19 protein-coding genes are annotated in these 23,238 nt (G+C 65.3%); 14 read left to right on the plus strand and 5 right to left on the minus strand.

All coding sequences use genetic code 11. From position 1 onward, the window contains the following. Window positions 1-146: 146 nt before the first annotated feature. The 7 genes from M1D93_RS01775 (at window position 147) to M1D93_RS01805 (ending at window position 10,600) form a co-directional block, all read left to right on the plus strand. A complete protein-coding gene (locus M1D93_RS01775; protein ID WP_461173497.1) occupies window positions 147-1,451 on the plus strand; it encodes an aromatic ring-hydroxylating oxygenase subunit alpha in 1,305 nt (434 codons plus the stop codon). Continuing rightward, a complete protein-coding gene (locus tag M1D93_RS01780; RefSeq protein ID WP_461173498.1) occupies window positions 1,448-2,863 on the plus strand; it encodes a ferredoxin reductase in 1,416 nt (471 codons plus the stop codon). The genes M1D93_RS01775 and M1D93_RS01780 overlap by 4 nt, the downstream gene beginning before the upstream one ends. A 258-nt stretch (window positions 2,864-3,121) precedes the next feature. Then, window positions 3,122-5,053: a BCCT family transporter gene (locus M1D93_RS01785; protein ID WP_461173499.1), complete on the plus strand. Its 1,932-nt coding sequence runs from the start codon at window positions 3,122-3,124 to the stop codon at window positions 5,051-5,053. Between the two features lie 3 nt (window positions 5,054-5,056). Then, window positions 5,057-5,986 carry a formyltetrahydrofolate deformylase gene (purU, locus tag M1D93_RS01790; RefSeq protein WP_461173500.1) on the plus strand — a complete coding sequence of 310 codons (930 nt, stop codon included), beginning with the start codon at window positions 5,057-5,059 and terminating at the stop codon, window positions 5,984-5,986. 39 nt (window positions 5,987-6,025) lie between these two features. Beyond that, window positions 6,026-8,533, plus strand: a complete 2,508-nt coding sequence (locus tag M1D93_RS01795; RefSeq protein ID WP_461173501.1) for a GcvT family protein — start codon at window positions 6,026-6,028, stop codon at window positions 8,531-8,533. A 214-nt stretch (window positions 8,534-8,747) separates the two neighbouring features. Then, window positions 8,748-10,196 carry an HNH endonuclease signature motif containing protein gene (locus M1D93_RS01800; protein ID WP_461173502.1) on the plus strand — a complete coding sequence of 483 codons (1,449 nt, stop codon included), beginning with the start codon at window positions 8,748-8,750 and terminating at the stop codon, window positions 10,194-10,196. 185 nt (window positions 10,197-10,381) lie between these two features. Further along, window positions 10,382-10,600: a hypothetical protein gene (locus M1D93_RS01805; protein ID WP_461173503.1), complete on the plus strand. Its 219-nt coding sequence runs from the start codon at window positions 10,382-10,384 to the stop codon at window positions 10,598-10,600. A gap of 101 nt (window positions 10,601-10,701) precedes the next feature. On the opposite strand, the gene M1D93_RS01810 is transcribed toward M1D93_RS01805, so the two are convergent. From M1D93_RS01810 to M1D93_RS01820, 3 genes are all read right to left on the minus strand, one after another. After that, window positions 10,702-13,056 (minus strand): FdhF/YdeP family oxidoreductase, encoded by a 2,355-nt coding sequence (locus M1D93_RS01810; RefSeq protein ID WP_461173504.1) that lies wholly within the window; start codon window positions 13,054-13,056, stop codon window positions 10,702-10,704. Between the two features lie 152 nt (window positions 13,057-13,208). Beyond that, a complete protein-coding gene (locus M1D93_RS01815; RefSeq protein ID WP_461173505.1) occupies window positions 13,209-13,829 on the minus strand; it encodes an MBL fold metallo-hydrolase in 621 nt (206 codons plus the stop codon). Next, the gene (locus M1D93_RS01820) at window positions 13,826-14,932 is read right to left on the minus strand and encodes an S-(hydroxymethyl)mycothiol dehydrogenase (RefSeq protein WP_461173506.1); all 1,107 of its coding nucleotides are present in this window, start codon (window positions 14,930-14,932) and stop codon (window positions 13,826-13,828) included. Before M1D93_RS01820 ends, M1D93_RS01815 begins: the two co-directional genes overlap by 4 nt. A gap of 458 nt (window positions 14,933-15,390) precedes the next feature. Here M1D93_RS01820 and M1D93_RS01825 point away from each other — a divergent pair, with 458 nt between their 5' ends. The 6 genes from M1D93_RS01825 to M1D93_RS01850 all read left to right on the plus strand — a co-directional run bounded on the left by M1D93_RS01825 (window position 15,391) and on the right by M1D93_RS01850 (window position 21,087). Next, complete coding sequence (locus M1D93_RS01825; protein ID WP_461173507.1) at window positions 15,391-16,794, plus strand: MFS transporter; 1,404 nt, start codon at window positions 15,391-15,393, stop codon at window positions 16,792-16,794. Window positions 16,795-16,849: 55 nt separating this feature from the next. Continuing rightward, window positions 16,850-18,103 carry an aminopeptidase P family protein gene (locus tag M1D93_RS01830; RefSeq protein WP_461173508.1) on the plus strand — a complete coding sequence of 418 codons (1,254 nt, stop codon included), beginning with the start codon at window positions 16,850-16,852 and terminating at the stop codon, window positions 18,101-18,103. A gap of 132 nt (window positions 18,104-18,235) precedes the next feature. Next, window positions 18,236-19,045: an IclR family transcriptional regulator gene (locus tag M1D93_RS01835; protein ID WP_461173509.1), complete on the plus strand. Its 810-nt coding sequence runs from the start codon at window positions 18,236-18,238 to the stop codon at window positions 19,043-19,045. 9 nt (window positions 19,046-19,054) lie between these two features. Next, the gene (locus M1D93_RS01840) at window positions 19,055-19,873 is read left to right on the plus strand and encodes an HAD family hydrolase (RefSeq protein ID WP_461173510.1); all 819 of its coding nucleotides are present in this window, start codon (window positions 19,055-19,057) and stop codon (window positions 19,871-19,873) included. Window positions 19,874-19,972: 99 nt separating this feature from the next. Next, window positions 19,973-20,221 carry a hypothetical protein gene (locus tag M1D93_RS01845; protein WP_461173511.1) on the plus strand — a complete coding sequence of 83 codons (249 nt, stop codon included), beginning with the start codon at window positions 19,973-19,975 and terminating at the stop codon, window positions 20,219-20,221. Window positions 20,222-20,271: 50 nt separating this feature from the next. After that, entirely contained in the window at window positions 20,272-21,087 is an 816-nt protein-coding gene (locus M1D93_RS01850) for a glycerophosphodiester phosphodiesterase (protein ID WP_461173512.1), read from the plus strand. Here M1D93_RS01850 and M1D93_RS01855 read toward each other — a convergent pair. Beyond that, window positions 21,084-21,557, minus strand: a complete 474-nt coding sequence (locus tag M1D93_RS01855; protein WP_461173513.1) for a hypothetical protein — start codon at window positions 21,555-21,557, stop codon at window positions 21,084-21,086. The genes M1D93_RS01850 and M1D93_RS01855 overlap by 4 nt on opposite strands. 140 nt (window positions 21,558-21,697) lie before the next feature. Here M1D93_RS01855 and M1D93_RS01860 point away from each other — a divergent pair, with 140 nt between their 5' ends. Then, window positions 21,698-21,934 carry a DUF6480 family protein gene (locus M1D93_RS01860; protein WP_461173514.1) on the plus strand — a complete coding sequence of 79 codons (237 nt, stop codon included), beginning with the start codon at window positions 21,698-21,700 and terminating at the stop codon, window positions 21,932-21,934. Between the two features lie 224 nt (window positions 21,935-22,158). On the opposite strand, the gene M1D93_RS01865 is transcribed toward M1D93_RS01860, so the two are convergent. Next, a complete protein-coding gene (locus M1D93_RS01865) occupies window positions 22,159-23,223 on the minus strand; it encodes an EAL domain-containing protein (protein ID WP_461173515.1) in 1,065 nt (354 codons plus the stop codon). Window positions 23,224-23,238 lie beyond the last annotated feature (15 nt).

The raw sequence follows: 23,238 nt of genomic DNA on the forward strand, positions 1-23,238 counted from the left end.
CCTATTCTGCATGGTTATCTTCAAAATTTTGCGCTTTTGTTGCAGCTCTTGTGACCCTAATCTCATCACTACAAGTTCTTCGCCGTGCCGCCCGCACCCGTGGTCACACGCAACACCTATTACCCAGGCCTCCCGGGAGGAAACCCATGACTGCTTCAGTGAACGTGCCCCTCAACTCACGCGGAAAACTCGCTGCATCCCTGCCTGCCGAGCAGCTGGCAGAGATTACCGCGTTGTTCGAGTTCCGGCGCACCGGCTACTCCCTCGATGCCCCCTTCTACACCGATTCCTCGATCTTCAAGATCGACATGGAGGCCATTTTCGGCCGGCACTGGATCTTTGCCGCCAGCACCGCCGAACTGCCGGAGCCGGGCGACTATGTCACTGTCGACTATGGGCCCTACTCCCTGATTGTGCTGCGCAACGACGACGGCGCCGTGAACGTCCTGCACAACGTATGCCGCCACCGCGGCGCCCGCGTTCTTACCGAAGCTGCCGGGTCAACCGGAAACCTGGTCTGCGGCTACCACTCCTGGACCTACTCACCGGAGGGCAACTTGATCCATGCCTCCGCACCGGGGGAAACGAAGTTCGACAAGAGCTGCTTCGGCCTCAAGCGTGCCCACGGCCGTGAGGTCGCCGGACTCATCTTTGTCTGCATTGCGGATGAGCCGCCGACGGACTTCGACGAGACCGCAAAGATCTTTGAGCCCTACCTGGCGCCCCACGACCTCTCGAAGACGAAAATCGCCTACCAGCAGAACATCATCGAAGAGGGCAACTGGAAGCTTGTCATGGAGAACAACCGTGAGTGCTACCACTGCGACGGCCACCCTGAGCTCGCCTGCTCCCTCTTCCCCACCTGGGGCCTGACGGAGGGCCTGATCCCGCCCCACCTTGAGGAGGTGTGGAACCGGAACAAGGAGGCCCAGTCCTCCCTCGAGGAGCGTTGCCGCCGCTACGGCCTTCCCTACGAGGTGGTCGAGCAGCTTGACACTCGCATCGCGGGAATCCGCATCTCACGGGAGTCACTCGATGGAGAGGGCGAATCGTTCTCCGACGACGGGCGCCGGCTTTCCAAGAAGCTGCTCGGTGACCTGCGCGACTTCCGCCTTGGCCGCTGCTCGATGCACCTGCAGCCCAACAGTTGGTTCCATTTCCTCGGCGACCATGTCATCACGTTCGGTGTCTTCCCCATCAACGAACACCAGAGCCTCGTGCGCACCACGTGGCTGGTGGCTGACGACGCCGTGGAAGGCGTCGACTATGACCTGGAGAAGCTCACCTACACCTGGAAGCAGACGAACCTGCAGGACAAGGCGTTCGTGGAGCTCTGCCAGCAGGGTGCCGGCAGCCCCGCCTACGAGCCCGGTCCCTACATGAAGAGCGAATACCAGGTGGAGGCGTTCATCAACTGGTACGTGCAGCGCGTGCAGGAGCACTTGGCATGATTGAACTCCTCACTGAAACGGCAGTCCAGGAACCACAGCGTATCCGCGGTCTTGAGATGCCGTGGAACAGGGTGATGGGAAGTACGGAGACACCCGCCCGGGCAGCCCGTGCATTGGGCCCATGGCATCCGCAGGAGTTCATGGCCGAATGCGTCGAGACCATTCCCGAGGCCGGTGCCATGATGACCTTCGTCTTCCGTCGATGCGACGGCGCGCCCCTGGCGTTCCGTGCGGGCCAGTATGTGAACGTCGCCTTTCCCGTGCATGGCGAGGACCAGGAACCGGTGGACCGCAGCTACTCGCTGTCCAGTTCGCCCACCGAGCCATGGACCTTCAGCATTACCGTCAAGTGCGACCCCACGGGCCTGGTCTCGCCATGGGTACACGAGAACGTCAAACCCGGCACCGTTCTTGAGATGCTGGGACCGGTGGGAGCATTCCACCTGCCCGACGCCGACCGCCGGGCACGATATCTCCTGCTTGCCGCCGGTGCAGGCATCACTCCCATCATGTCCATGGTCCGGACCATCCACTCCCTGCCCGGCCACGCCGATGTCGTAGTGCTCTACCACGGCTCGGATGCCGGAGGCTTTGCCTTCCACCGGGAATTGGCCTACATCGCCTCCGTGGATTCACGCGTCAAGGTCTATTACTCCCTGGGCGACCGCACTGTACCGGAGGGGTGGGAAGGACTCAGCGGAAGGCTGACGGCGGCCATGCTCGAGGAGGTGGCTCCGGACGCCAACGGCCGCCAGGTGTACGCATGTGGTCCTGAGGGGTACCTGAACACCGCCAGCGAGCTCCTCAAGAAGGTCGGTGTCGACGACACTTCCATTTACATGGAGTTCTTCTCGGGAGACCGCCAGACGCTCCTTGAATACCAGGCGGAGGTGGCACTTGCAGCCGACTTCGCGGAGGAGATCGCCGAGGATATCGCCGAATCCGCCGAGGACTACTTTGAAAGCCAGCCCGCCGCGTTCGCCCTCTACGAGCCTGGTTACGACGCCGACGGCACCCTGCAGGCCTCGGGGCTGCCGCTGGAGATCGTCGACCCGGAGGCGCCCGGCCCCGCCCCCTCCGCCGACAGTGCGGGCGGGGAACCGGAAGCCGGATCCCCTGATGCCTCGAGCTTCGACACGGTGGGGACAGGCAGCCTCACCATGTCCTTCATGCGTACCGGCATCAATGTGCGGATCGACCCCACCGAGCGGATCCTCGAGGTGGCCCAGCGTGCTGGCATCAGGATTGGCGCGAACTGCAAGGAAGGCATGTGCGGCTCCTGTAAGGTCGTCAAACTTTCCGGGGAGATCGAAATGAACCACCAGGGCGGGATCCGGGCACGGGAGATCTCTGCAGGCAAGTTCCTGCCCTGCTGCTCCACCGCGCAGACGGACCTGGTAATTGATGCCTGACCCCTGTTCCAGCCCACTGTCAAGGCGCAGCCGAAACCCCTGAAATAGGGCTTCAAACTTCGGAAAAACCTTGACAGCTGGCTGTGATTCGGGCCACTCTGTTGCTTATGGCGAGACGTGTTGATCCTTACGGAACAGCGCCCCGGTCAAAGCAAAGCTGACCTTGATCACTGGATGCCAGGAAGCCCCGATCTTCCACCCGGTTTGGGGACGCCGGAGTACAGCGTGAGCCCATGAATTCAAACCAAAGGACTTGACATGGCTTTGAACAGCGACATCCGCACGGATGCCCAACCCCCCAACGAGCTCGAGGAGCCCAAGCTCGTTCCCGCATCGGAGAGCTCCCCTTCCTCCCACGACTCGCACGACTCACACGACGCTGAGGACACCCAGCAGATCATGCAGGAACTCCGCCAGACCAAGGCCGAGCAGGCTGTTGCGAAGCGGCGGAACCGTAAGCTCACGCTGGACAAGGCCACCTTCGGCATCACCGGTGTCCTCGCCCTGGCCTTCGTGGCCTGGGGCTTCCTCGGCCGGGACAGCCTCTCCGCCACCTCAACTCTCGCCCTCAACTGGGTGATGGAGTACACCGGCTGGCTCTTTATGGTCCTGGCCTCCCTGTTCGTCGTTTTTGTCCTCTGGCTGGCCCTCGGAAAATGGGGCAACATCCCGCTCGGCAAGGACGGGGAAAGGCCTGAGTTCCGGACTGTTTCCTGGATTGCCATGATGTTCGCGGCCGGCATGGGCATCGGCCTGATGTTCTACGGCGTGGCCGAGCCGCTCTACCACTACATCTCTCCACCGCCCGGAACGGTGGACGGGAGGACCCCTGCGGCCATCCAGACCGCCATGGCCACCTCCATCTTCCACTGGACCCTGCATCCCTGGGCGATGTACGCCGTCGTCGGCATTGCCATGGCCTACGGAACCTACCGCCTGGGCCGCCGGCAGCTGATCTCCGCGGCCTTCACTTCGCTGTTCGGCATCAGGACGGTGGAAGGGCCGGTAGGCAAGTTCATCAACATCCTGGCGATCTTCGCCACCCTCTTCGGTACGGCGGCTTCCCTGGGTCTCGGCGCCCTCCAAATCGGCAGCGGCCTCAGTTCCAACGGCTGGATCGGCGAGATCGGTACTCCCGTCCTGGTGGCCATCGTCGCCATCCTGACCGCGTGTTTCGTGGCCTCGGCGGTTTCCGGCATCAGCCGCGGCATCCAGTGGCTGTCCAACATCAACATGGTCCTGGCCGTTCTCCTGGCGCTCATTGTCTTCATCGCAGGGCCAACCCTGTTCATCCTGAACCTCATACCGGCCGCGGTGGGCGACTACGCCAGGGACCTGGCCGAAATGTCCTCCCGCACCGAGGCCGTCGGTGACGAGGCCCTGCGCACCTGGATGTCCGGCTGGACCATCTTCTACTGGGCCTGGTGGGTGTCCTGGACGCCTTTTGTGGGCATGTTCATCGCCCGGATCAGCCGCGGGCGCACCATCCGGCAGTTCGTCACCGGCGTCCTGCTGGTACCCAGCATCGTCAGTGTCATCTGGTTCGGCATCTTCGGCGGAACGGCGTTCAAGATCCAGGAGGACGCGGACAAGGCAGGCGCGGCCGGCCTTGTGTCCATGGCCAGCGGGTCACCGTCCATCGACTTTGACGGAGCCCTGTTCGACCTGGTGAAGAACATGTCCATGCCGGCCTGGCTCACCGCGGCGGTCATCGTCCTCGCCATGGTTCTGGTGGCCATCTTCTTCGTTACGGGAGCCGACTCGGCGTCGATCATCATGGCGTCGTTGAGCTCCAACGGATCCTCGGACCCGAAGCGCGGCCTGGTCATCTTCTGGGGCCTCCTCACCGGGGCAGTTGCCGCCGTGATGATGCTGGCCGGCGGAGACGAGCCTTCGGAGGCACTGTCCGGCCTGCAGCGCATCACCATCGTGGCCGCCCTGCCGTTCGTACTGGTCATGCTGCTGCTCTGCTTCGCCCTGGTGAAGGACCTGCGCCGGGATCCGCTCTCCCTGCGGCGGCGGCTGGCTGACTCAGTGGTGGAGCGCGCCATCCGGACCGGCGTGGACCAGCACGGCGGCGTCCAGTTCGACCTCGTTACCAAGCACCAATGTGATCAGCGCTGTTCGGACGGCGGCCCCTGCGCGGCGTCCCCCGCTGACACCCAAGCCCACGCCAAGAACCAGGAGTAGACCATGACCACAGTCCTCGAAGGCCGCCCGACCGGTAATGCGACGGCCGAAGTCGGCGCCGTCCCCAGCGTCCGCAGTACCGGCACCGCACAGTACGTCCTCACCCTTGCGTGCCCGGAGCGCCCCGGAATCGTCCGGGCCATCACCGCATTCCTCGCTGACCGCGGCTTCGACATCGTTGAACACCAGCAGTTCGATGACCACATGAGCGGCAAGCTCTACCTGCGCACGGCCTTCACTCCGGGAGACAAGGAAGTTTCCGCGGAAGGCCTCAGCACGGAGTTCGCCGCTGTTGCCGATGAGTTCGACATGGAGTTCGCCATCCACGACGGCCGCCCGCAGCGCGTGCTGGTAATGGTCTCGAAGTTCGGCCACTGCCTCAATGACCTGATTTTCCGCTGGCGCGCCGGCAGCCTGGGTGCGGAGATCGCCGTCGTGGTGTCCAACCACGAGGACCTCCGCCCCATGGCGGAAGCCGCCGGCCTGCCGTTCATCCACGTCCCGGTCACCGCGGACACCAAGCCGCAGGCCGAAGCGCGCCTGCTGGAACTGGTCGAGGAGTACCAGGCAGACCTGGTGGTCCTGGCCCGCTACATGCAGGTACTCTCGGACGGCCTCAGCAAGACCCTCCGCGGCCGTGCCATCAACATCCACCACTCATTCCTGCCCGGGTTCAAGGGGGCCAAGCCTTACCACCAGGCCTATGACCGCGGCGTGAAGCTCATCGGAGCCACCGCGCACTACGTCACCGCAGACTTGGACGAGGGCCCGATCATCGAGCAGGAAGTGTACCGGGTGGACCACAGCCTGGACCCGAATGCACTGGTCACTGTCGGCAGGGATGCCGAGTCGCAGGCACTGTCCCGCGCAGTCAAGTGGCACTGCCAGCACCGGGTCCTGCTCAACAACACCCGCACCGTCGTCTTCCGCTAACGCCAACGCCCGCCACGCAAAACAGGAGAAACAAAACCCATGAGCGCATCACCACGCGTTGTCATTATCGGCGCCGGCATTGTCGGAACCAACCTTGCCGACGAACTTTCCACCCGGGGCTGGACCAACATCACGGTGGTGGAACAGGGCCCGCTGGAACTTGCCGGCGGCTCCACCTCGCACGCTCCGGGCCTGGTGTTCCAGAACAACCCGTCACGGACCATGACCGAATTCGCCACTTACACAGTGAACAAGCTGCTGGCCCTGAGCAAGGACGGCCAGTCCTGCTTCAACCAGGTGGGCGGCCTGGAGCTGGCCACCACCCCCGAGCGCCTTGCCGACCTCAACCGCAAGATGGGCGTGATGACCTCCTGGGGCGTCGAAAGCCGGATCGTCGACGCCGACGAATGCGAAAAGATCTACCCGCTCCTGAACACCGGCAAGCTCACCGGCGGCCGCGAGGTCCTGGGCGGCCTGCTCATCCCCACCGACGGCCTGGCCCTGGCCGCCCGTGCGGTGCAGCTGCTGATCGAGCGCACGAGCGAGCTCGGCGTGACCTTCCGCGGCTCCACCACGGTGACCGGCATCGCCCAGGAGGGCGGCAAGGTGACCGGCGTCGAAACTGACAACGGACTGATCCCGGCGGACATCGTGGTGTCATGTGCAGGTTTCTGGGGCCGTGAACTCGGCACGATGGTGGGCCTGGAAGTCCCGTTGCTGCCGCTGGCCCACCAGTACGCCATCAGCACCCCGCTGCCCGAACTTGGGGGCGTCAACGAGCTCCCCAACGGGGCTGGCAAACCCATCCTGCGCTACCAGGACAAGGACCTGTACTACCGCGAATGGGGCGACCGCATCGGCATCGGCAGCTACGCCCACCGCCCCATGCCCGTGGACATGTCCGCCCTGCCGAAGGTCTCCGCAGAGGAAATGTCGGACCACCGCATGCCCTCCCGCCTGGAGTTCACCCTGGAAGACTTCCTGCCCGCTTGGGAAGACAGCCAGGACCTGCTGCCGGCACTGCGCAGCTCCGAGATCCAGGACGGCTTCAACGGCATCTTCTCCTTCACCCCCGACGGCGGGCCGCTCATGGGCGAGGCGCCCGACCTCGAAGGCCTGTTCGTGGCCGAAGCCGTCTGGGTGACGCACTCGGCCGGCGTGGCCAAGGCAATGGCTGAGCTGCTGGTGGAAGGCCGGTCCCGCACGGACCTGCACGGCTGCGAGCTCACCCGCTTCGAAAAGGTCCAGACCTCCGACGCCTACGTCAGCGAAACGTCCCAGCAGAACTTCGTCGAAATCTACGACGTGATGCACCCCCTGCAGCCCAGGGAATCCCCGCGGGACCTGCGCGTCAGCCCGTTCAACGTCCGCCAAAAGGAACTCGGCGCGTTCTTCCTCGAGTCTGCCGGCTGGGAGCGTCCGCACTGGTTCGAGGCCAACCGCGGGCTGCTCAAGGAACTGCCGGCAGAGTGGCAGACGCCGGAGCGGGACGAATGGTCCGCCATGTTCTCTTCCCCCATTTCCGCGGCCGAGGCGTGGAAGACGCGCACCGCCGTCGGACTTTACGACATGACGCCGCTGAAGCGGCTGTCCGTTGTGGGCCCCGGTGCGCAGGACCTGCTGCACCGGCTCAGCACGGGCAACATCACCAAGAAGCCGGGTGCCGTCACCTATTGCCTGCTCCTCGAGCACGACGGCGGCATCCGCAGTGACGTGACCGTCGCCCGGCTGGCAGAGGAGGAATTCCAGCTTGGCGTCAACAGCAACGTGGACTTCGACTACCTCCGGGTTGAGGCCCGCAGGCAGTCGGCCGCCGATCCGGCCCAGTGGGTGCACGTCACCGATATCACCGGGAGCACCTGCTGCATCGGGCTGTGGGGTCCGCTGGCCCGTGAAGTCATCGGCAAGGTCAGCTCCCATGACCTCACCAACGACGGCCTGAAGTACTTCCGCACCAAGGAAATCTCCGTGGGCGGCATCCCGGTCACGGCCATGCGCCTCTCCTACGTGGGCGAGCTCGGCTGGGAGCTGTACACCACCGCCGAGTACGGCCTGAAGCTGTGGGACCTGCTGTTCGAAGCCGGCCAGGAGCACGGCATCGTCGCGGCCGGCCGCGGGGCATTCAACAGCATGCGGCTGGAGAAGGGCTACCGGCTGTGGGGCACTGACATGACGTCCGAGCACCAGCCCTACGAGTCCGGCCTGGGCTTCTCCATCGCCAAGGACAAGACCGGATTTGTGGGTGCCGAGGCCCTTGCTGAACGTAAGGAGCAGCCGGCCACACGCGCGCTCCGGTGCCTGACGGTCGACGACGGCACGTCCCTGGTGCTGGGCAAGGAGCCGGTGTACGTGGCCGGGGAAGCGGTTGGCTACGTCACCAGCGCCGCCTACGGCTACTCGGTGCGCAAGCCGATCGCGTACGCCTGGCTGCCGGCTTCGGTCTCTGTCGGTGATTCGGTGGAGGTCGAGTACTTCGGCAAGCGCATCGCTGCCACGGTCTCTGCCGAGCCCCTGTTCGATCCGGGCATGGAGCGCCTCCGGGGGTAACCAGACCAGGGGCGTAGCCCGCAGCGTCATCGAAACCGGGGGTCGCCGAACGGGCGGCCCCCGGTTTCCGGCGCACCCGGCGCCGCTCGCAGCTCCCGGTCCCAGCGCACCAGCCCCTTCCCGCCTCAACGTCAGACGCTCCCGCCAGCCCGCGGTTCCCGCGCGCCCTGCCTCTTCCGGCGGTAATGTCAGACCCCCTTGTCATGATTGATTCATGGGAAAAGCGGCGGTGGCGAAGGCGTTTGAGGACATCAATGCCGCTCTTGCTGTGCTCAATGCCGAGGCGGATGGGATGGGTTCCGAGCCATTCTCGGAGGCTGATCCGTTAGCCGGCCTTGCCGATGGCTGCCTCGACATCCTCGCCGGCGGGGCCGGGGTCCAGGCCCGGGTATCGGGACTATTGGCCACAGCGACGTACGCCGACACTGCGCGGGCCGCCGCTGCGCCGAACGCGCCCGTACAGGCACAGGAAATGGCGATCGCGGCGGAAATCGGGTGCGTCCTGGCCCTCAGTGACCGGGCCGCCGGTGCGCTGCTGGCCCAGTCCTACGCCCTGACTACTTCCTTGCCCCGGACGCTGGCAGCCCTCCAGGAGGGTACGATCTCTTGGCAGCACGCCAGAGTGATGGTCGATGAGACCGCCACCCTGGACCCGGCCGGGGCCGCCGCCTTGGAGGCCCACTTCCTGGACCCCGACACCCCGAAACCGGCCGCCGCGGCAACGATCGGGGAGATGCCGGCGTATCGGTTCAAAGCCAAGGCCCGGACGTGGCGGGAACGCCACCACGCCGAGTCCATCGAGAAACGCCATGCCAAGGGTGTGGCGGACCGGCGGGTGGAATACCGGCCCGATCAGGACGGTATGGCCTGGCTCTCCGCCTACCTGCCCGCCGACCAGGCGCTGGCTGGCTGGAACAAGCTCACCGCCGACGCGCGGGGACTACACGGCCCGAAAGAAACCCGTACCCTCACCCAGTTACGCGCGGACCTGTATGGTGCGTGGCTCCTCGGCGGCACAACCAACGGCGCCGACTCCGATGCAGGAACCGCCGCCGGGACGTCGCCGATTCAGGCGCAGGTGCTCGTCACCGTGCCGGTATTCTCGCTGATGGGCCTGACCGACGAACCCGCGATGCTCGACGGGTACGGACCCATCCCGCCTTCCATGGCACGGCAGCTGGTTGCCAATGGTGCGAGTTCGTTTTACCGGGTGCTTGTGGATCCGCGGGACGGGGCGCCGCTGGAGATCGGCCGCACCAGCTACAGCCTTACCAAGGCCATGAAAAAGGCACTGCAGCTCAGGGACGGCAGATGCACTTTCCCCGGCTGCAACAACCCATCCCTCGACAACGAGGCCGACCACCTTCAGGCCTGGCAACATGGCGGGCATACGGGCATCAGCAACCTGGCGCAGCTCTGCCCCAAACATCACCGCCTCAAACATGCCACCGGCTGGACACCCACCCAAGCCACCACAATTGAACCACCCGGCTGGATCTCACCCATCGGGCGCCACTACCGAGCCGAACACCACGACTGGGAACCACCGCACTGGCCACGCCAGCTACACGAAGCCCCCGGGAATCCTCCGGACTTTGCCTACATTGGGCTCTCCGCAGGCGAAGAAGGACTCCAACGGTTCCTGCACGCCCCACCCGCCTGACTCGTCGCCGGATGTCGTTCCGCCGCCGTTCCCGCACCTCCCGAGGTGAGTCATGCTCAACCGACGGGTGCCTGGGCGTTACTGGCTCAACCATCGATGCCTGAGTGCTGCGCGCTCATCCAACGGTCTGACTTCCTCGGCGACTTCCTCTTGCCCTAGCCTGCGGCTGGTGCTTGGCTGGTGGGATGGCTGATGAAGAGGTTTCCAAGAACCTTCCGGACGACGAGCACCTGCGGCAGGATGTAGCACCAGAGCCCGAGGGAGAACCCCAAGGTGCTCCAGACAGCGGTTTTACGCCGGGTCAAACCAACGCCGGCCAGCAGGTGGGCGGGCTAGCTTCCGCCAGCGGCTACGGGAAAGACCTCGATCCCGAGGCACAGCCTGACGGCAACAACCCGGTGTAGGCGCGAAGATCCAAGGCGAAAAAACAGCGACGGCGACACTCGGCACCTGCCGGATGTCGCCGTCGCTCTTTGAGTCCTGGGGGACAGCGGCGCAGCAGCGGTTATCGCGCCGCGGCCGGCTCGAGCTCTCCGGCGGCCTCCACCCCTGCGGCTTCCGCCAGGTGCGGGACGAAGCGGACGAACATGGCTTTGAAGCCGGGGGTGTTGGATTCGCGGGCGACGTTTTCTTTGTGGACCAGGGCGTTGGCTTCGGGGAAGTACGCGGCGGCGCAGCCTTTGGCGGTGGGGTAGGCCACGAGCCGGAATTTGTCCGCTGTGCGGTCGTGGCCGCGGAAGGTGCTGACGACGTCCACGAGGTCCCGGTCGTTGAAGCCGAGCTCGGCGAGGTCGTCGGGGTGGATGAGGATGACGCGGCGGCCGCCGGAGATGCCGCGGTAGCGGTCGTCCAGGCCGTAGTAGGTGGTGTTGTACTGGTCGTGGCTGCGGATGGTCTGCAGGACCAGGTGCCCGGCGGGCGGGGTGAGGTATTCCAGCGGGCTGACGGTGAACCGGCCGCGGCCGATGTCGGTTTTGAAGGAGCGGGTGTCCCGGGGCGGGTTGGGCAGCACGAACCCGTTTTTGGTCCGGACCCGGGTGTTGAAGTCCTCGAAGCCGGGCAGGACCCGTTCGATGTGGTCCCGGATCACGTCGTAGTCCTCGGCCATGGCCTTCCAGTTGACCGGGTGGTCCGGGCCGAACGTCGCCTCGGCCATCCTGGCGACGATGACGGGTTCGGCGAGCAGGTGCTCGGAGACCGGGGTCAGCCGGCCCTGGGTGGAGTGGACCACGGACATGGAGTCCTCCACGGAGAGGAACTGCGCACCCTTGGGGTGTTTGTCGTCCTTGTCCGTCCGGCCCAGGGTCGGCAGGATCAGCGAGGTGCGGCCGTGCACGATGTGGGAGCGGTTGGGTTTGGTGGAGATGTGCACGGTCAGCCCGATCCGCTGCATCCCGGCTTCGAGGGTTTCGGTGTCCGAACATGCGAGGGAGAAGTTCCCGCCCATGGACACGAACACATCCACCTCGTCGCGTTCGAACGCTTCCATGGCTTCGACGGCGTCGTAGCCGTGGTGCCGCGGGGAGGTAATCCCGAACTCGGTGTCGAGGGCCGTCAGGAGCCATTCCTTGGGTTTTTCCCAGATGCCCATGGTCCGGTCGCCCTGGACGTTGGAGTGCCCCCGGACCGGGCAGGCGCCGGCACCGGGCTTGCCGAAGTTTCCCTGCAGCAGCAGGACGTTGACCATTTCCTTGATGGTGTCCACCGAGTGCGGCTGCTGCGTCACCCCCAGCGCCCAGCAGAAGATGGTGGCCTTGGAGGCCACCAGCATGGAGGCAACCTTTTCGATCTGGTCCCGGGACAGTCCGGTGGCTTTCTCCGTTTCGGCCCAGTCCAGCTCCTTGCGGGCTTCACGGTAGGCATCGAACCCGTCGGTCTGCGCATTGATGAAGGAATGGTCGACGACAGAACCCGGGTTCCGTTCCTCCTCTTCAAGGAGCAGGTGGCCGAGCGCCTGGAACAGGGCCAGGTCCCCGCCGACCTTGATCTGCAGGTATTCATCGGCCAGCGGCGTGCCGCCCCCAACGACGCCGGAGACGGTCTGCGGGTCCTTGAAGTTGAACAGCCCGGCTTCCGGCAGCGGGTTCACCGCCACCACCTTGCCGCCCTTGTCCTTGCATTCCTTCAGCGCGGAGAGCATGCGGGGGTGGTTGGTGCCGGGGTTTTGCCCCACCACGAAGATCAGTTCGGCGTCGTGGATGTCATCGAGTGACACGGTGCCCTTGCCGATCCCGATGGTGGGGTTCAGGGCCGAGCCGGAGGATTCGTGGCACATGTTGGAACAGTCCGGCAGGTTGTTGGTGCCCAGGGCCCGGGCGAACAGCTGGTACATAAACGCGGTCTCGTTCGCGGTCCGGCCCGAGGTGTAGAACACGCACCGGTCAGCCGTGGTGGCCCGGACGTGTTCACCGATCAGCTCGAACGCCTCAGCCCAGGAGATCGGCGAATAGTGCGTCTCCCCGGGCCGGATCACCACCGGTTCACTCAGCCGGCCCTGGTTCCCCAGCCAATACTCCGTCTTCTCCGACAGCTCCTTGATCGAGTGCTTCGCCCAAAACTCCGCCCCGACCGTGCGGAGGGTGTTTTCCTCGGCCACGGCCTTGGCGCCGTTCTCGCAGAACTCCGCCGCCTTGCGCTTCTTGTCCGACTCCGGCCAGGCGCAGCCCGGGCAGTCAAACCCGCCGCGCTGGTTCAGCCGCAGCAGGGACTGCGCCGTCCGGGTGACTCCGGCCTGGGCCACCGCGCGTTCCAGCGCCACCATGACGGCCTTCACGCCCGCCGCTTCGGTCTTGGGCTTGTGGACTTCGAGGTCGTCCTCGTTGATGTCCGCGACGGGGGCGGGCTGCTTACCGAACTTCATTGTTCCAACTTCCTTACCGGCTTACGTGCTACGTGTGCTGTTGCCCTGCTGGTTTGCACTCGGGACCTGTGGGGGCTTATGTCCTGTTCGCGGCACCACGAGGCGCGCCGGCTTTCCCGGCGCGCCTCGTAGGTTCTGGTGGGACCGCTAATTTATTGCGAAACCTTCGCCAGCGTTTCCCGCTCGGCGCCGATGGTGGTGTTGTCGCCGTGTCCGGTGCGGACCACGGTTTCGGCCGGGAGCGGAAGCAGCCGTTCCCGGATCGAGGCGAGGATGGTGGGGTAGTCGCTGTAGGAGCGCCCCGTAGCGCCGGGGCCGCCGTTGAACAGCGTGTCCCCGGTGAAGACCGTTCCTTCACTTTCGAGGTAGAAGCAGGTGGAACCGGGGGAGTGCCCGGGCGTGTGGATGGCCCGCAGAGTTGTCCCGCCCACCTCGAACACGTCCCCGTCGGCCAGTTCCCGGTCCGGCTTTGAACCGGGGTAGACCTGTTCCCAGAGGACCAGGTCCTCCGGGTTCAGATAGATCGGGGCGCCCACGGCGTCCGCAACTTCCCGCGCGGCGCCGATGTGGTCGTTGTGCGCATGGGTGAGGAGGATGGCCTGGACCTTCCGGCCCTGGACCTGGTTGATGATGGCCGTGGCGTCGTGCGGGGAGTCAATGATCACGCATTCTTCGTCGTTGCCCACGATCCAGACGTTGTTGTCCACGTCCCATGTGCCGCCGTCGAGCGAAAACGTGCCCGAGGTGACCAGATTGTCGATCCTTACGCTCATGCCGACACTCCCGCCGCCGGGATCTCAACAACCGATCGCAGGACCTTGCCCTCATGCATCCTGGCGAAGGCTTCCTCCACCTGGTCAATGCTGATGCGTTCGGTGACGAAGGCGTCCAGGTCCAGGTTGCCCTGCTTGTAATGGCTCACCAGCATGGGGAAGTCGCGCGAGGGCAGGCAGTCGCCGTACCAGGAGGACTTCAGCGACCCGCCGCGGCCAAAGACGTCCAGCAGCGGCAGTTCCAACTGCATTTCCGGCGTCGGGACGCCCACCAGGACCACCCGGCCGGCGAGGTCGCGGGCGTAGAACGCCTGCTTGTAGGTTTCGGGACGGCCGACGGCGTCAATCACCACGTCGGCCCCGTTGCCTCCGGTCAGGGCACGGATGGCCTCAATGGGGTCTTCCTTGCTGGAGTCAATGCCGTGGGTGGCGCCCAGGGACTTGGCCATCTCCACCTTGTTCGCGTCGATATCCACGGCAATTATGGTGGTCGCGCCGGCCAGTTTGGCGCCGGCGATCGCCGCGATGCCCACGCCGCCGCAGCCGATCACAGCCACGGACTCGCCGCGCTTGACCTCCCCGGTGTTGATCGCGGCACCAATGCCGGCCATCACGCCGCACCCGAGCAGGCCAACGGCGGCAGCATCAACCTCGGGGTCGACTTTGGTGCACTGTCCCGCCGCGACCAGGGTTTTCTCGGCGAACGCACCGATGCCCAGGGCCGGGGAGAGCTCGGTACCGTCCTCCAGCGTCATCTTCTGCGTGGCGTTGGCGGTGTTGAAGCAGTACTGCGGCTGGCCCTTCGCACAGGCCCGGCACTGCCCGCACACAGCACGCCAGTTCAGGATCACGCGGTCACCCGGAGCTACAGAGGTGACGTCCGGGCCTACTGCGCTGACCACGCCGGTGGCTTCATGGCCCAACAGGAAGGGGAAGTCATCGTTGATGCCGCCCTGCTTGTAGTGCAGGTCCGTGTGGCAGACCCCGCACGTCAGGATATCCACGAGCGCCTCGCCCGGGCCCGGGTCCGGGACCAGGATGGTCTCCACCGACACTGGAGCATTCTTTTCCCTGGCAATGACTGCCTTGACTTTATGAACCATTAGCTGGGCTGTTCCTTTCCTAGTCCCGGGACTCTGGGCGGTGCCCGGGCAGTTCGTTCGGCCCGAGTTCAGCCCGACTTCTTATTCTCGTGCCTCAGACAGGGTGGCGGCTAGTCGTCCTGTTACTGCTCGCAAATTGCGTATTACACAACAGGCTGCACATAACGCGTACTCGAAATATGTCAGCCGTCACACGATGTGTCAACCAGACGTCCGAGTACTACCCGGGGGCAGCTGCCTGTTGGCAACCAAGTTTAGCGACATCACGCAACGCAAATCCTTCTAATGCAACAAATGCCATTCATTGGCGCTATCGTCCAGCTTCGCTTGACCCACGCGCTGCGAATCAGATGGTGCCCTTCATCTGCAAGCGCAGCCCATTGACTGTGGCCTCCATCACGCTTAGTCTATTGCAACAGCGTTGCGCTGAATGCAACCCCAACAACTTGGGTGGATCCATGACTAAAGAAACTTCCTCTCCCGTCCAAGGACGGGGCCCAGACCCGGAGCTGAATGGCAGCCAGCCCGGCTCGACGCCCGGCGCCGGCCCGCTGGGCCGGAACAAACCGGAACTTGCAGGCAGCGCCGTCAGCAAGGAAACGCGGCGCCGGGTCATCGCCGCCAGCTTCATCGGCAACTTCGTTGAGTGGTTCGACTACGCCGTCTACGGTTACCTAGCCGTCACCATCGCGACAGTCTTCTTCCCGGAGTCCGATCCCCAGACCGGGCTTCTCCTGACCTTCGCCCTTTTTGCGATTTCATTCCTGGTGCGCCCATTGGGCGGTTTCGTCTGGGGCCACATCGGCGACAAGGTGGGCCGGCGGACGGCTCTCTCCCTTTCGATCCTGATCATGTCCGGAGCAACCTTCTGCATAGCGCTGATTCCGGGCTACGACGCGATCGGTATTTGGGCGCCCCTCCTGCTTCTGATGATCAGGGTGGTCCAGGGCTTCTCCGCTTCCGGTGAATACGCCGGAGCGTCAGCCTTCCTCGTGGAATACGCCCCCGCCAACAGGCGCGGCCTGTACGCCGCCGTGGTCCCGGCCAGCACCGCCGCCGGCCTGCTCCTCGGCTCACTGATTGCCGGCCTGCTGACAACCCTGCTCTCAACCGAAGCGATGCACAGCTGGGGCTGGCGGCTGCCGTTCCTGCTGGCGGCCCCAATGGGCCTGATCGGCCGGTACATCCGGACCAAGCTCGAGGACACCCCCGTGTTCCGCGAACTGGCCGCCGAGGACCAAGCCGTCAAGGCACCCGTGTCCAGCCTTTTCCGGAACCATTGGAAGCAGCTGCTGCAAGCGGTCGGGGCCGTGCTGCTCAACGCCGTCGGCTTCTACGTGATCCTCAGCTACATGCCCACGTACCTGTCCTCAGAGCTGGGCCTGGGTGAAACCGAATCATTCCTTGCCACCACCATCGCGCTGATTACCTACATCGGCTTTATCTTCCTCACCGGCATGCTCTCGGACCGGTACGGGCGCAAGAAAGTCCTGATCAGCGCATCGGTTGCCTTCATCGTCCTCACCGTCCCCGCCTTCGCGCTGCTGGGAACCGGGAACTTCCTGGTCATCGTCCTGGTCCAGATCCTCCTGGGGGCCATGCTCACCCTGAACGACGGCACGCTCCCCAGCTTCCTGGCGGAAATGTTCCCCACCCGCGTGCGCTACAGCGGCTTCGCGGTCAGCTTCAACCTCTCCAACGCCCTTTTTGGCGGCACCGCCCCGTTTATGGCAACGCTGCTCATCGCTGCCACGGCCAGCGACCTCGCCCCGGCCTGGTACCTGGTGGCCGCCGCCGTCGTCTCCCTGATCGCCGTGGCCCTGTCCAGGGAAACCTGCAAAGAGCCCCTGCGCCACGAATAGCTTCCCTCCTAACCAACCGCACCTGAACAACGCACCACAGAAAGGCATCACCACGATGACCACCACCACCGAGAACGCAACCACCGTCGCCGAACTGGAGCGCACGAAGGTCCTCAAGAACGGCGAAAAAGTCACCCTCACCTTCTCCGATGCAGAGTTCGAACGAAGGCTCGCCGGGCTCCGCCGGATCATGGCGGAAAAGGACCTCGACGCCGTCGTCCTCACCAGCTACCACTCCATCAAGTACTACTCCGACTTCCTTTTCACCACCTTCGGCCGCTCCTACGGCATGGCGGTCACCAAGGATGACACCGTCACGGTCACGGCCAATATCGACGCCGGGATGCCTTGGCGCCGGAGCTACGGCGACAACATCGTCTACACGGACTGGCGCCGCGACAACTACATCTTCGCCATCCAGGAAGTCCTGCGCACGCGCGGCATCAACCCGCGCCGCCTCGGTGTCGAGGACGACTCGCTGCCGCTGGACAACCGCAACAAGATCCAGGCCGCATTCCCGTCCGCAGCCCTCGTGGACGTCGCCCAGGCAGCCATGCGCCAGCGCATGATCAAGTCCGCCGAAGAGATCGAGGTCATCAAGCACGGCGCCCGCATCGGCGACCTCGGCGGCGAAGCCATCCGCAACGCCATCACCGCCGGGATCACCGAGTACGAGGTGGCACTGATCGGCACCGAGGCCATGGTGCACGAGATCGCCCGGACCTTCCCCAACTCCGAGATCCGTGACACTTGGGTATGGTTCCAGTCCGGCATCAACACCGACGGCGCACACAACTGGGCCACCACCCGGAAGATCCAGGAACACGACATCCTGTCCCTGAACTGCTTCCCCATGACCTCCGGCTACTACACCGCCCTCGAGCGCACCCTGTTCTACGGCGAACCCGATGCCCGCTCACTGGAACTGTGGAACATCAACGTCGAGGTCCACAAGCGCGGCCTTGAACTGATCAAGCCCGGCGCAGTGTGCAAGGACATCGCCGCGGAGCTCAACGAGATCTACGTGGGCTACGGCCTGCTGGCCAACCGCACCTTCGGCTACGGACACTCCTTCGGCGTCCTGAGCCACTACTACGGCCGGGAAGCCGGGCTGGAACTCCGCGAGGACATCGACACCGTGCTCGAACCGGGCATGGTGGTGTCCATGGAACCGATGATCACGGTCCTCGACGGCCAGCCGGGCGCCGGCGGATACCGCGAACACGACATCCTGGTGGTGGGGGAGGACGGCGCGGAGAACATCACCAAGTTCCCGTTCGGGCCCGAGCACAACATCATCGGCGCCTAGCATCCCCTGTGCGCTCCCTGGCCTCGAAGGTCCGGCCAGGGAACGCGGCCGGACCCCTAACAGGGCCAAAGCCGGAAGCGGCGTCATCATGGCGCCGCTTCCGGCGTCCGCTAAGGAATGATGGGTAACACCATGAGCGCAACAGAATCCGATACCACAGGCAACGGCGACACCAAGGGCGCCTCCGTGATCGTCAACGCGATCGCCGTCCTCCGCACCTTCACCGCGGACGAGCCCCTCCTGGGGGTCACCGAGATCGCCAACCGCGTCGGGCTGCACAAAAGTACCGTCTCGCGCATCCTGGCCACCTTCGAACAGGAACACCTGGTGGAACGGGACGCCGAGACCCGCCGCTTCCGGCTCGGGCTCGGGCTGATCGCTGTGGCCGGCCCCCTGCTGGCGGAACTGGAGGAGCGGCGCGTCGCCTACCCGGTGCTCCGCGAACTGTCGGAGCAGACGGGCGAAACCAGCGCTCTCATGGTCTGGAGCGGTGACGAATCCATCTGCGTCGAGCAAATCGCCAGCCACCACCAGATCAAGCACACCACCCCGCTGGGCGCCCGGTACAACGATGCCCTCAGTGCCTCCGTGCAGGTGTTCCTTGCGCAGGAACCCGAAGGCCGTGTCCGTTCCCTCCTCAGCAGCGGTGCCATCACCTACCCCGGCTTGGACGAGTCGAGCCTGGACGCCTACCTGGTCCGGCTGAAGGACGACCTCCGGCGCGGCTGGGCCATCAATTACGGGGAAACCTCCATCGACGAAGTGGGCCTGGCGGCACCGGTGTACGATCACCGCGGCGAGGTAGTTGCTGCGGTCCTGATCCCGGCGCCCCGGTTCCGGGTGTCCCAGGACCGGCTAAAGGCCCTCGGCGAATCCTGTGCCGCTGCGGCCGCCAAGGTCACTGCCCGGCTGGGCGGCAGGGCGCGCAGGGCCGCCACGTAGACTGGCAGGATGCGGTTGGTAGCAAGTGACATTGACGGAACGATCCTTGGGCACGACGGAAAGATCAGTGACCGCACCGTCCGCGCCTTCCACGCCTGCCGGGACGCCGGCGTCGAACTCGTTTTTGTCACCGGCCGTCCTCCGCGCTGGCTCCTGCCCCTGCAGGACCAGCTGGGGCACACCGGAACCGTCATCTGCTCCAACGGCGCTGTGGTCTGGGACCTCGAGGCGGAACAGCTGGTGTCCGCCCGCACCCTCGCCATCGACTCCGTGCTGGAAATCCGCCGCATCATCAAGGAGCTCCGCCCGGCCGCCCTCTTCGCCGCGGAGACCCTGACAGGCTTCCACCTCGAACCCGGCTTCATCGAAAATGGCTCCTCCGAACTGCTCTCGGAATTCACCCCGGCGCCGCTGGCCGAAACCCTCACCACGGACGACGCCGTCGTGAAGTTCCTGGCGATCGTCCGCGAGGGGACAGCCGATGACTTCCTGGCCGAGGTGAGGCCCGCCGTCGAAAACCTGGCCGCCGTCACGCACTCGTCGCCCGGCGTCTCCATGCTGGAGTTGTGCCTGCCCGGCGTCAACAAGGCCGTGACGCTGGCGGAATACGCCGCCGCGCTGGGCATCGACGCTGCCGACGTTGTGGCGTTCGGGGACATGCCCAACGATATCGAGATGCTCCGCTGGGCCGGCCACGGCTACGCGATGGCCAGCGGCCACCCGGAGGCAATCCGCGCCGCCGGGCAGCAGGCGCCGCACTTTGACGACGACGGCGTGGCCCAGATCCTGGAGGCCCGCCTGGCGTCGCTGGGCGTCAAACTTAGCTGATCCCGCTGAATTTCCAGCTGACGCTCACCTTGTGTTCACTTTCGCTCCCTACCGTGAAGCAAGGGGACCAAGAGCTCCCCTTCGGCTCGAGGGGTAACGATGGCAAAAAACACCAAGCACGAAGCTGTTGATGTGCCGCTGCGCAGGGCAATGCCCGCGCCGCATTGGAAGCATTTGCGCCGGGGCGACCGCGTCCGTGTGGTCTTCACGCCCGGTTTCGAAACCGGCGGCCTGGTGGACGCCGTCACCGGGGACCACGCCGCAGTGTGGATCAACCTCGACGGCGGCCGCGGCCGCACGCTGCTGCACTGCAGCGACGGCGTGGAGATCCTTCCCGAAGAGGATTAGGCCCGGCACTCCCGGCCCGCGCGGCTCCTCCGCTCCGGTACGCTCGCAGAGTGAGTTTGCCGTTCTTCAGCAACCCGGACGCGACGGGTCCCGAGCCGCCTGTCGCCATGGCCCACCGCGGGTTTTCCCGTGAGGGGCTGGAAAATTCAATGGCCGCGTTCCGCGCCGCGGTGGAGCTCGGCTACCGGTATCTGGAAACTGACGTGCACACCACCGCGGACGGGGTGGTGCTCGTCTTCCACGACGACACCTTGGACCGGGTGACGGACGGGAGCGGGCGCATCGCCGACCTCACCGCTGCTGAGGCAGCCCGCGCCCGCATCAGTGGCCGCGAGCCGATCCCGACCTTTGATGATTTGGTCACCGGGCTGCCCGGGGCCCGCCTCAATGTGGATGTCAAGGACTGGAACTCGGTCCGCAGCCTGGCTGCCGCGATCGAGCGCCACCAGGCCCACTCCCGGATCCTGGTCACCAGCTTTTCGGACCGGCGACGGCGGGCGGTGCTGAAGCTGCTGAGCCGTCCGGTTGCCTCATCGGCCGGGGTGGTTTCGGTGGCCTTGTTTACGGTGCTCGGCCGGGTGCTTCCCGGACCCGTCTTCCGCTGGATCATGCGCCGGGTCCTGCGCGATGTCCAGGCGCTGCAGGTTCCCGTGCGGCGCGGGATCGAAGTGGTGACGCCCGGTTTCGTTCGCCGCGCTCACGCCCTGGGTCTGGTGGTCCACGTCTGGACAGTCAATGATCCCGCGGAAATGCGCCGCCTGCTCCAACTCGGCGTGGACGGCATTGTGACCGACCGTTCGGACCTCCTCCGGGAGGTGCTCAGGGAACGCGGCGAGTGGGCGGGGCCGCCCGGCGCCGGGAGCTAGCCCCGGCCCGTGCTGGTGGAAGAAGGATCCTGGTCGCCTTCGGACGGATCTGCGCGCAACTCATCCGGGTCGCCTTCCGGCAAGCCTGCCGAACCTGGAACGTCGCGAGGAACCCCCGCCGTGCCACCCGTGGGGGCGGATGCATTGCCGGTCAGCCCGGTTGCCCCGGTTCCGGCAGCCCCGCCGGTATCCGAGCCCGCCTCGTCCTGCTCGGAATCCCGTTCGTCGACGTCCCCGCCAAGTGGCGCTTCGGACACCGGGTCCGGAGCCGCGCCGGCCTTTAGACCGGGAGCCTTCTGCTTCTCCGCTTCCATGGCATTGGATCCCTCGCTGAGGGAGGAATGGACTTCCACATCGTCATTGGGGTCTGTGGGGTCCGGGACATGCAGTTTCTCAGTGGGCTTGCTTGTCCCTGCCAGGTCCTCCATGGCGTTCTCTGCTGCCTTGCCGATGCTGTCGCCGATACCCATGTGACTGCTCCTTCTGACATTGCGTGCCCGGTGCCCTCGTGGACTTCCGGAACATTACCCTTCCAGAATTATCAGCATGCTTACAATTAGTCCAGAGCCGGGGTAGGAGACCACGGCCAGGCAGAGGAAGGACGAGCATTGTGAGCAGCTACCATCCGGAAAACGATCCCGCGAACCCTGACCAGCCTGGCAAAAACCAGCCGGGCGCCAACGAGGCGGGTGCCGGCAACCATGGCGGGCGGGACTCCGCGGGCTCGGCAAATCCGGACCCGGCGGCAGGCAACGTCACGGGGCTGGAGCCCGGCGGGGGAGTGCCTCCGGGTGAGACTCCTCCGGCGGAAGACCAGATGAGCGCCGACCAAGGGCACGACGAATAGGCCGTCCGCTACGAATGGCCCATGCAACCAGGAATAGCCCGCGCACGAGGACTAGCACGTCCAGGACCGGCGGTCAGGCCCGAGCCCGCAGCGGGCCCCGCTGGTCGCCACGGGTTGGCCGATGCAACCAGGAATAGCCCGCGCGGGACCGGCGGTCAGGCCCCGCCCCTCAGCGTGCCCCGCTGGTCGCCAGGGGACAGCCGGTGCGCAGCGTCAGCCGATCCTCAGGGGGAGTCGTTGGGGGGAGTAATGCCGCCGGACTTCTCAGGGCCAACGAGCTGCCGTTTGAGCCCGTCCGCATCGAGGCGGGTGTTCCACCTTGTCCAGTCCTGGGGCCGGACGGACGGCCTGCCCAGCAAGTAGCCCTGGCCCGCGCTGATCCCAAGTTCCGTGAGGACCTTGAGTTCGCCGACGGTCTCGATGCCCTCCGCCACCAGGGTGGTGCCAAGCTGCGCGGCGAAGTCCACCAGGCAGGCGGTCATGGCCCTCTGAATGCCGTCCTTGTCGACGTCGCCGATGACATTCCGGCCCACCTTCAGGAAATCCGGCCGCAGGTGCACCATCCGGCTCAGCGCGCCCGCCTCCGGGTGCGTATCGTCGACGGCGATGCGCAGGCCCTTGTCGCGCAGGGGACTGACGGCGGCAATGAACTGCGGGTATTCCTCATCGCTGATGGTTTCCGTCAGTTCCAGCACCACCCGGCCGATGGGAAGGTCAATGTGCTCGAACAGCTCCGGCAGGCGCGGGTCCAGGCATGACGTGGGCGAGATGTTCAACGAAACGTACAGGTCCTGCGGAAGATCCCTGGCTGCCGCAGCAGCTGATCCCAGGGCCGCAAATTCGAGGTTCGCGCCCAGGCCGACCGCGGCCGCCTCCGCGAACCACAGTTCCGCGGCAGCGCCGTCGTCGCTGACAAAGCGGGACAACGCCTCCACTCCCACAACAGACTGGTCCGCAAGCCCGTAAATGGGCTGGAAAGCCGTCATCAGCATCTGGCTGTCAAGCAAAGCACTGATGCGTGACATGCTTCGAATCGCATCAATCTGCTCAGCGAGTTTCGGCGGGATGGCCGGGGATTCCAGGCGCATTTTCCGGGCGCTCTCCAGCGTCTCGACCGTATTGGCGTCACTGCGCCGGGTTTCGAGGAGGTACTCCAGTAAAGCCCGTTCGGGCACGCCCGGATTCTCGTCGAGGCTGTTGCTAAGGCGCTGCCGTACAGCGGCCCCGGATGGATCCGAGTCAGCCAAAACAGCGGCAATGATTCCCCATGCTTGTACACGAACCGACATTAGCTACGCCCCCAG

Source organism: Arthrobacter sp. Z1-9 (genome assembly GCF_054792695.1).

Excerpts from the sequence above, each read along its gene's own strand:
- M1D93_RS01830 (WP_461173508.1), top strand. The coding sequence starts at position 16,850 with ATGACCACCACCACCGAGAACGCAACCACCGTCGCCGAACTGGAGCGC.
- M1D93_RS01800 (WP_461173502.1), top strand. The coding sequence starts at position 8,748 with ATGGGAAAAGCGGCGGTGGCGAAGGCGTTTGAGGACATCAATGCCGCT.
- purU (WP_461173500.1), top strand. The coding sequence starts at position 5,057 with ATGACCACAGTCCTCGAAGGCCGCCCGACCGGTAATGCGACGGCCGAA.
- M1D93_RS01845 (WP_461173511.1), top strand. The coding sequence starts at position 19,973 with ATGGCAAAAAACACCAAGCACGAAGCTGTTGATGTGCCGCTGCGCAGG.
- M1D93_RS01835 (WP_461173509.1), top strand. The coding sequence starts at position 18,236 with ATGAGCGCAACAGAATCCGATACCACAGGCAACGGCGACACCAAGGGC.
- M1D93_RS01785 (WP_461173499.1), top strand. The coding sequence starts at position 3,122 with ATGGCTTTGAACAGCGACATCCGCACGGATGCCCAACCCCCCAACGAG.
- M1D93_RS01795 (WP_461173501.1), top strand. The coding sequence starts at position 6,026 with ATGAGCGCATCACCACGCGTTGTCATTATCGGCGCCGGCATTGTCGGA.
- M1D93_RS01825 (WP_461173507.1), top strand. The coding sequence starts at position 15,391 with ATGACTAAAGAAACTTCCTCTCCCGTCCAAGGACGGGGCCCAGACCCG.
- M1D93_RS01805 (WP_461173503.1), top strand. The coding sequence starts at position 10,382 with ATGGCTGATGAAGAGGTTTCCAAGAACCTTCCGGACGACGAGCACCTG.
- M1D93_RS01775 (WP_461173497.1), top strand. The coding sequence starts at position 147 with ATGACTGCTTCAGTGAACGTGCCCCTCAACTCACGCGGAAAACTCGCT.
- M1D93_RS01855 (WP_461173513.1), bottom strand. The coding sequence starts at position 21,557 with ATGGGTATCGGCGACAGCATCGGCAAGGCAGCAGAGAACGCCATGGAG.
- M1D93_RS01810 (WP_461173504.1), bottom strand. The coding sequence starts at position 13,056 with ATGAAGTTCGGTAAGCAGCCCGCCCCCGTCGCGGACATCAACGAGGAC.
- M1D93_RS01815 (WP_461173505.1), bottom strand. The coding sequence starts at position 13,829 with ATGAGCGTAAGGATCGACAATCTGGTCACCTCGGGCACGTTTTCGCTC.
- M1D93_RS01780 (WP_461173498.1), top strand. The coding sequence starts at position 1,448 with ATGATTGAACTCCTCACTGAAACGGCAGTCCAGGAACCACAGCGTATC.
- M1D93_RS01840 (WP_461173510.1), top strand. The coding sequence starts at position 19,055 with ATGCGGTTGGTAGCAAGTGACATTGACGGAACGATCCTTGGGCACGAC.
- M1D93_RS01820 (WP_461173506.1), bottom strand. The coding sequence starts at position 14,932 with ATGGTTCATAAAGTCAAGGCAGTCATTGCCAGGGAAAAGAATGCTCCA.
- M1D93_RS01865 (WP_461173515.1), bottom strand. The coding sequence starts at position 23,223 with ATGTCGGTTCGTGTACAAGCATGGGGAATCATTGCCGCTGTTTTGGCT.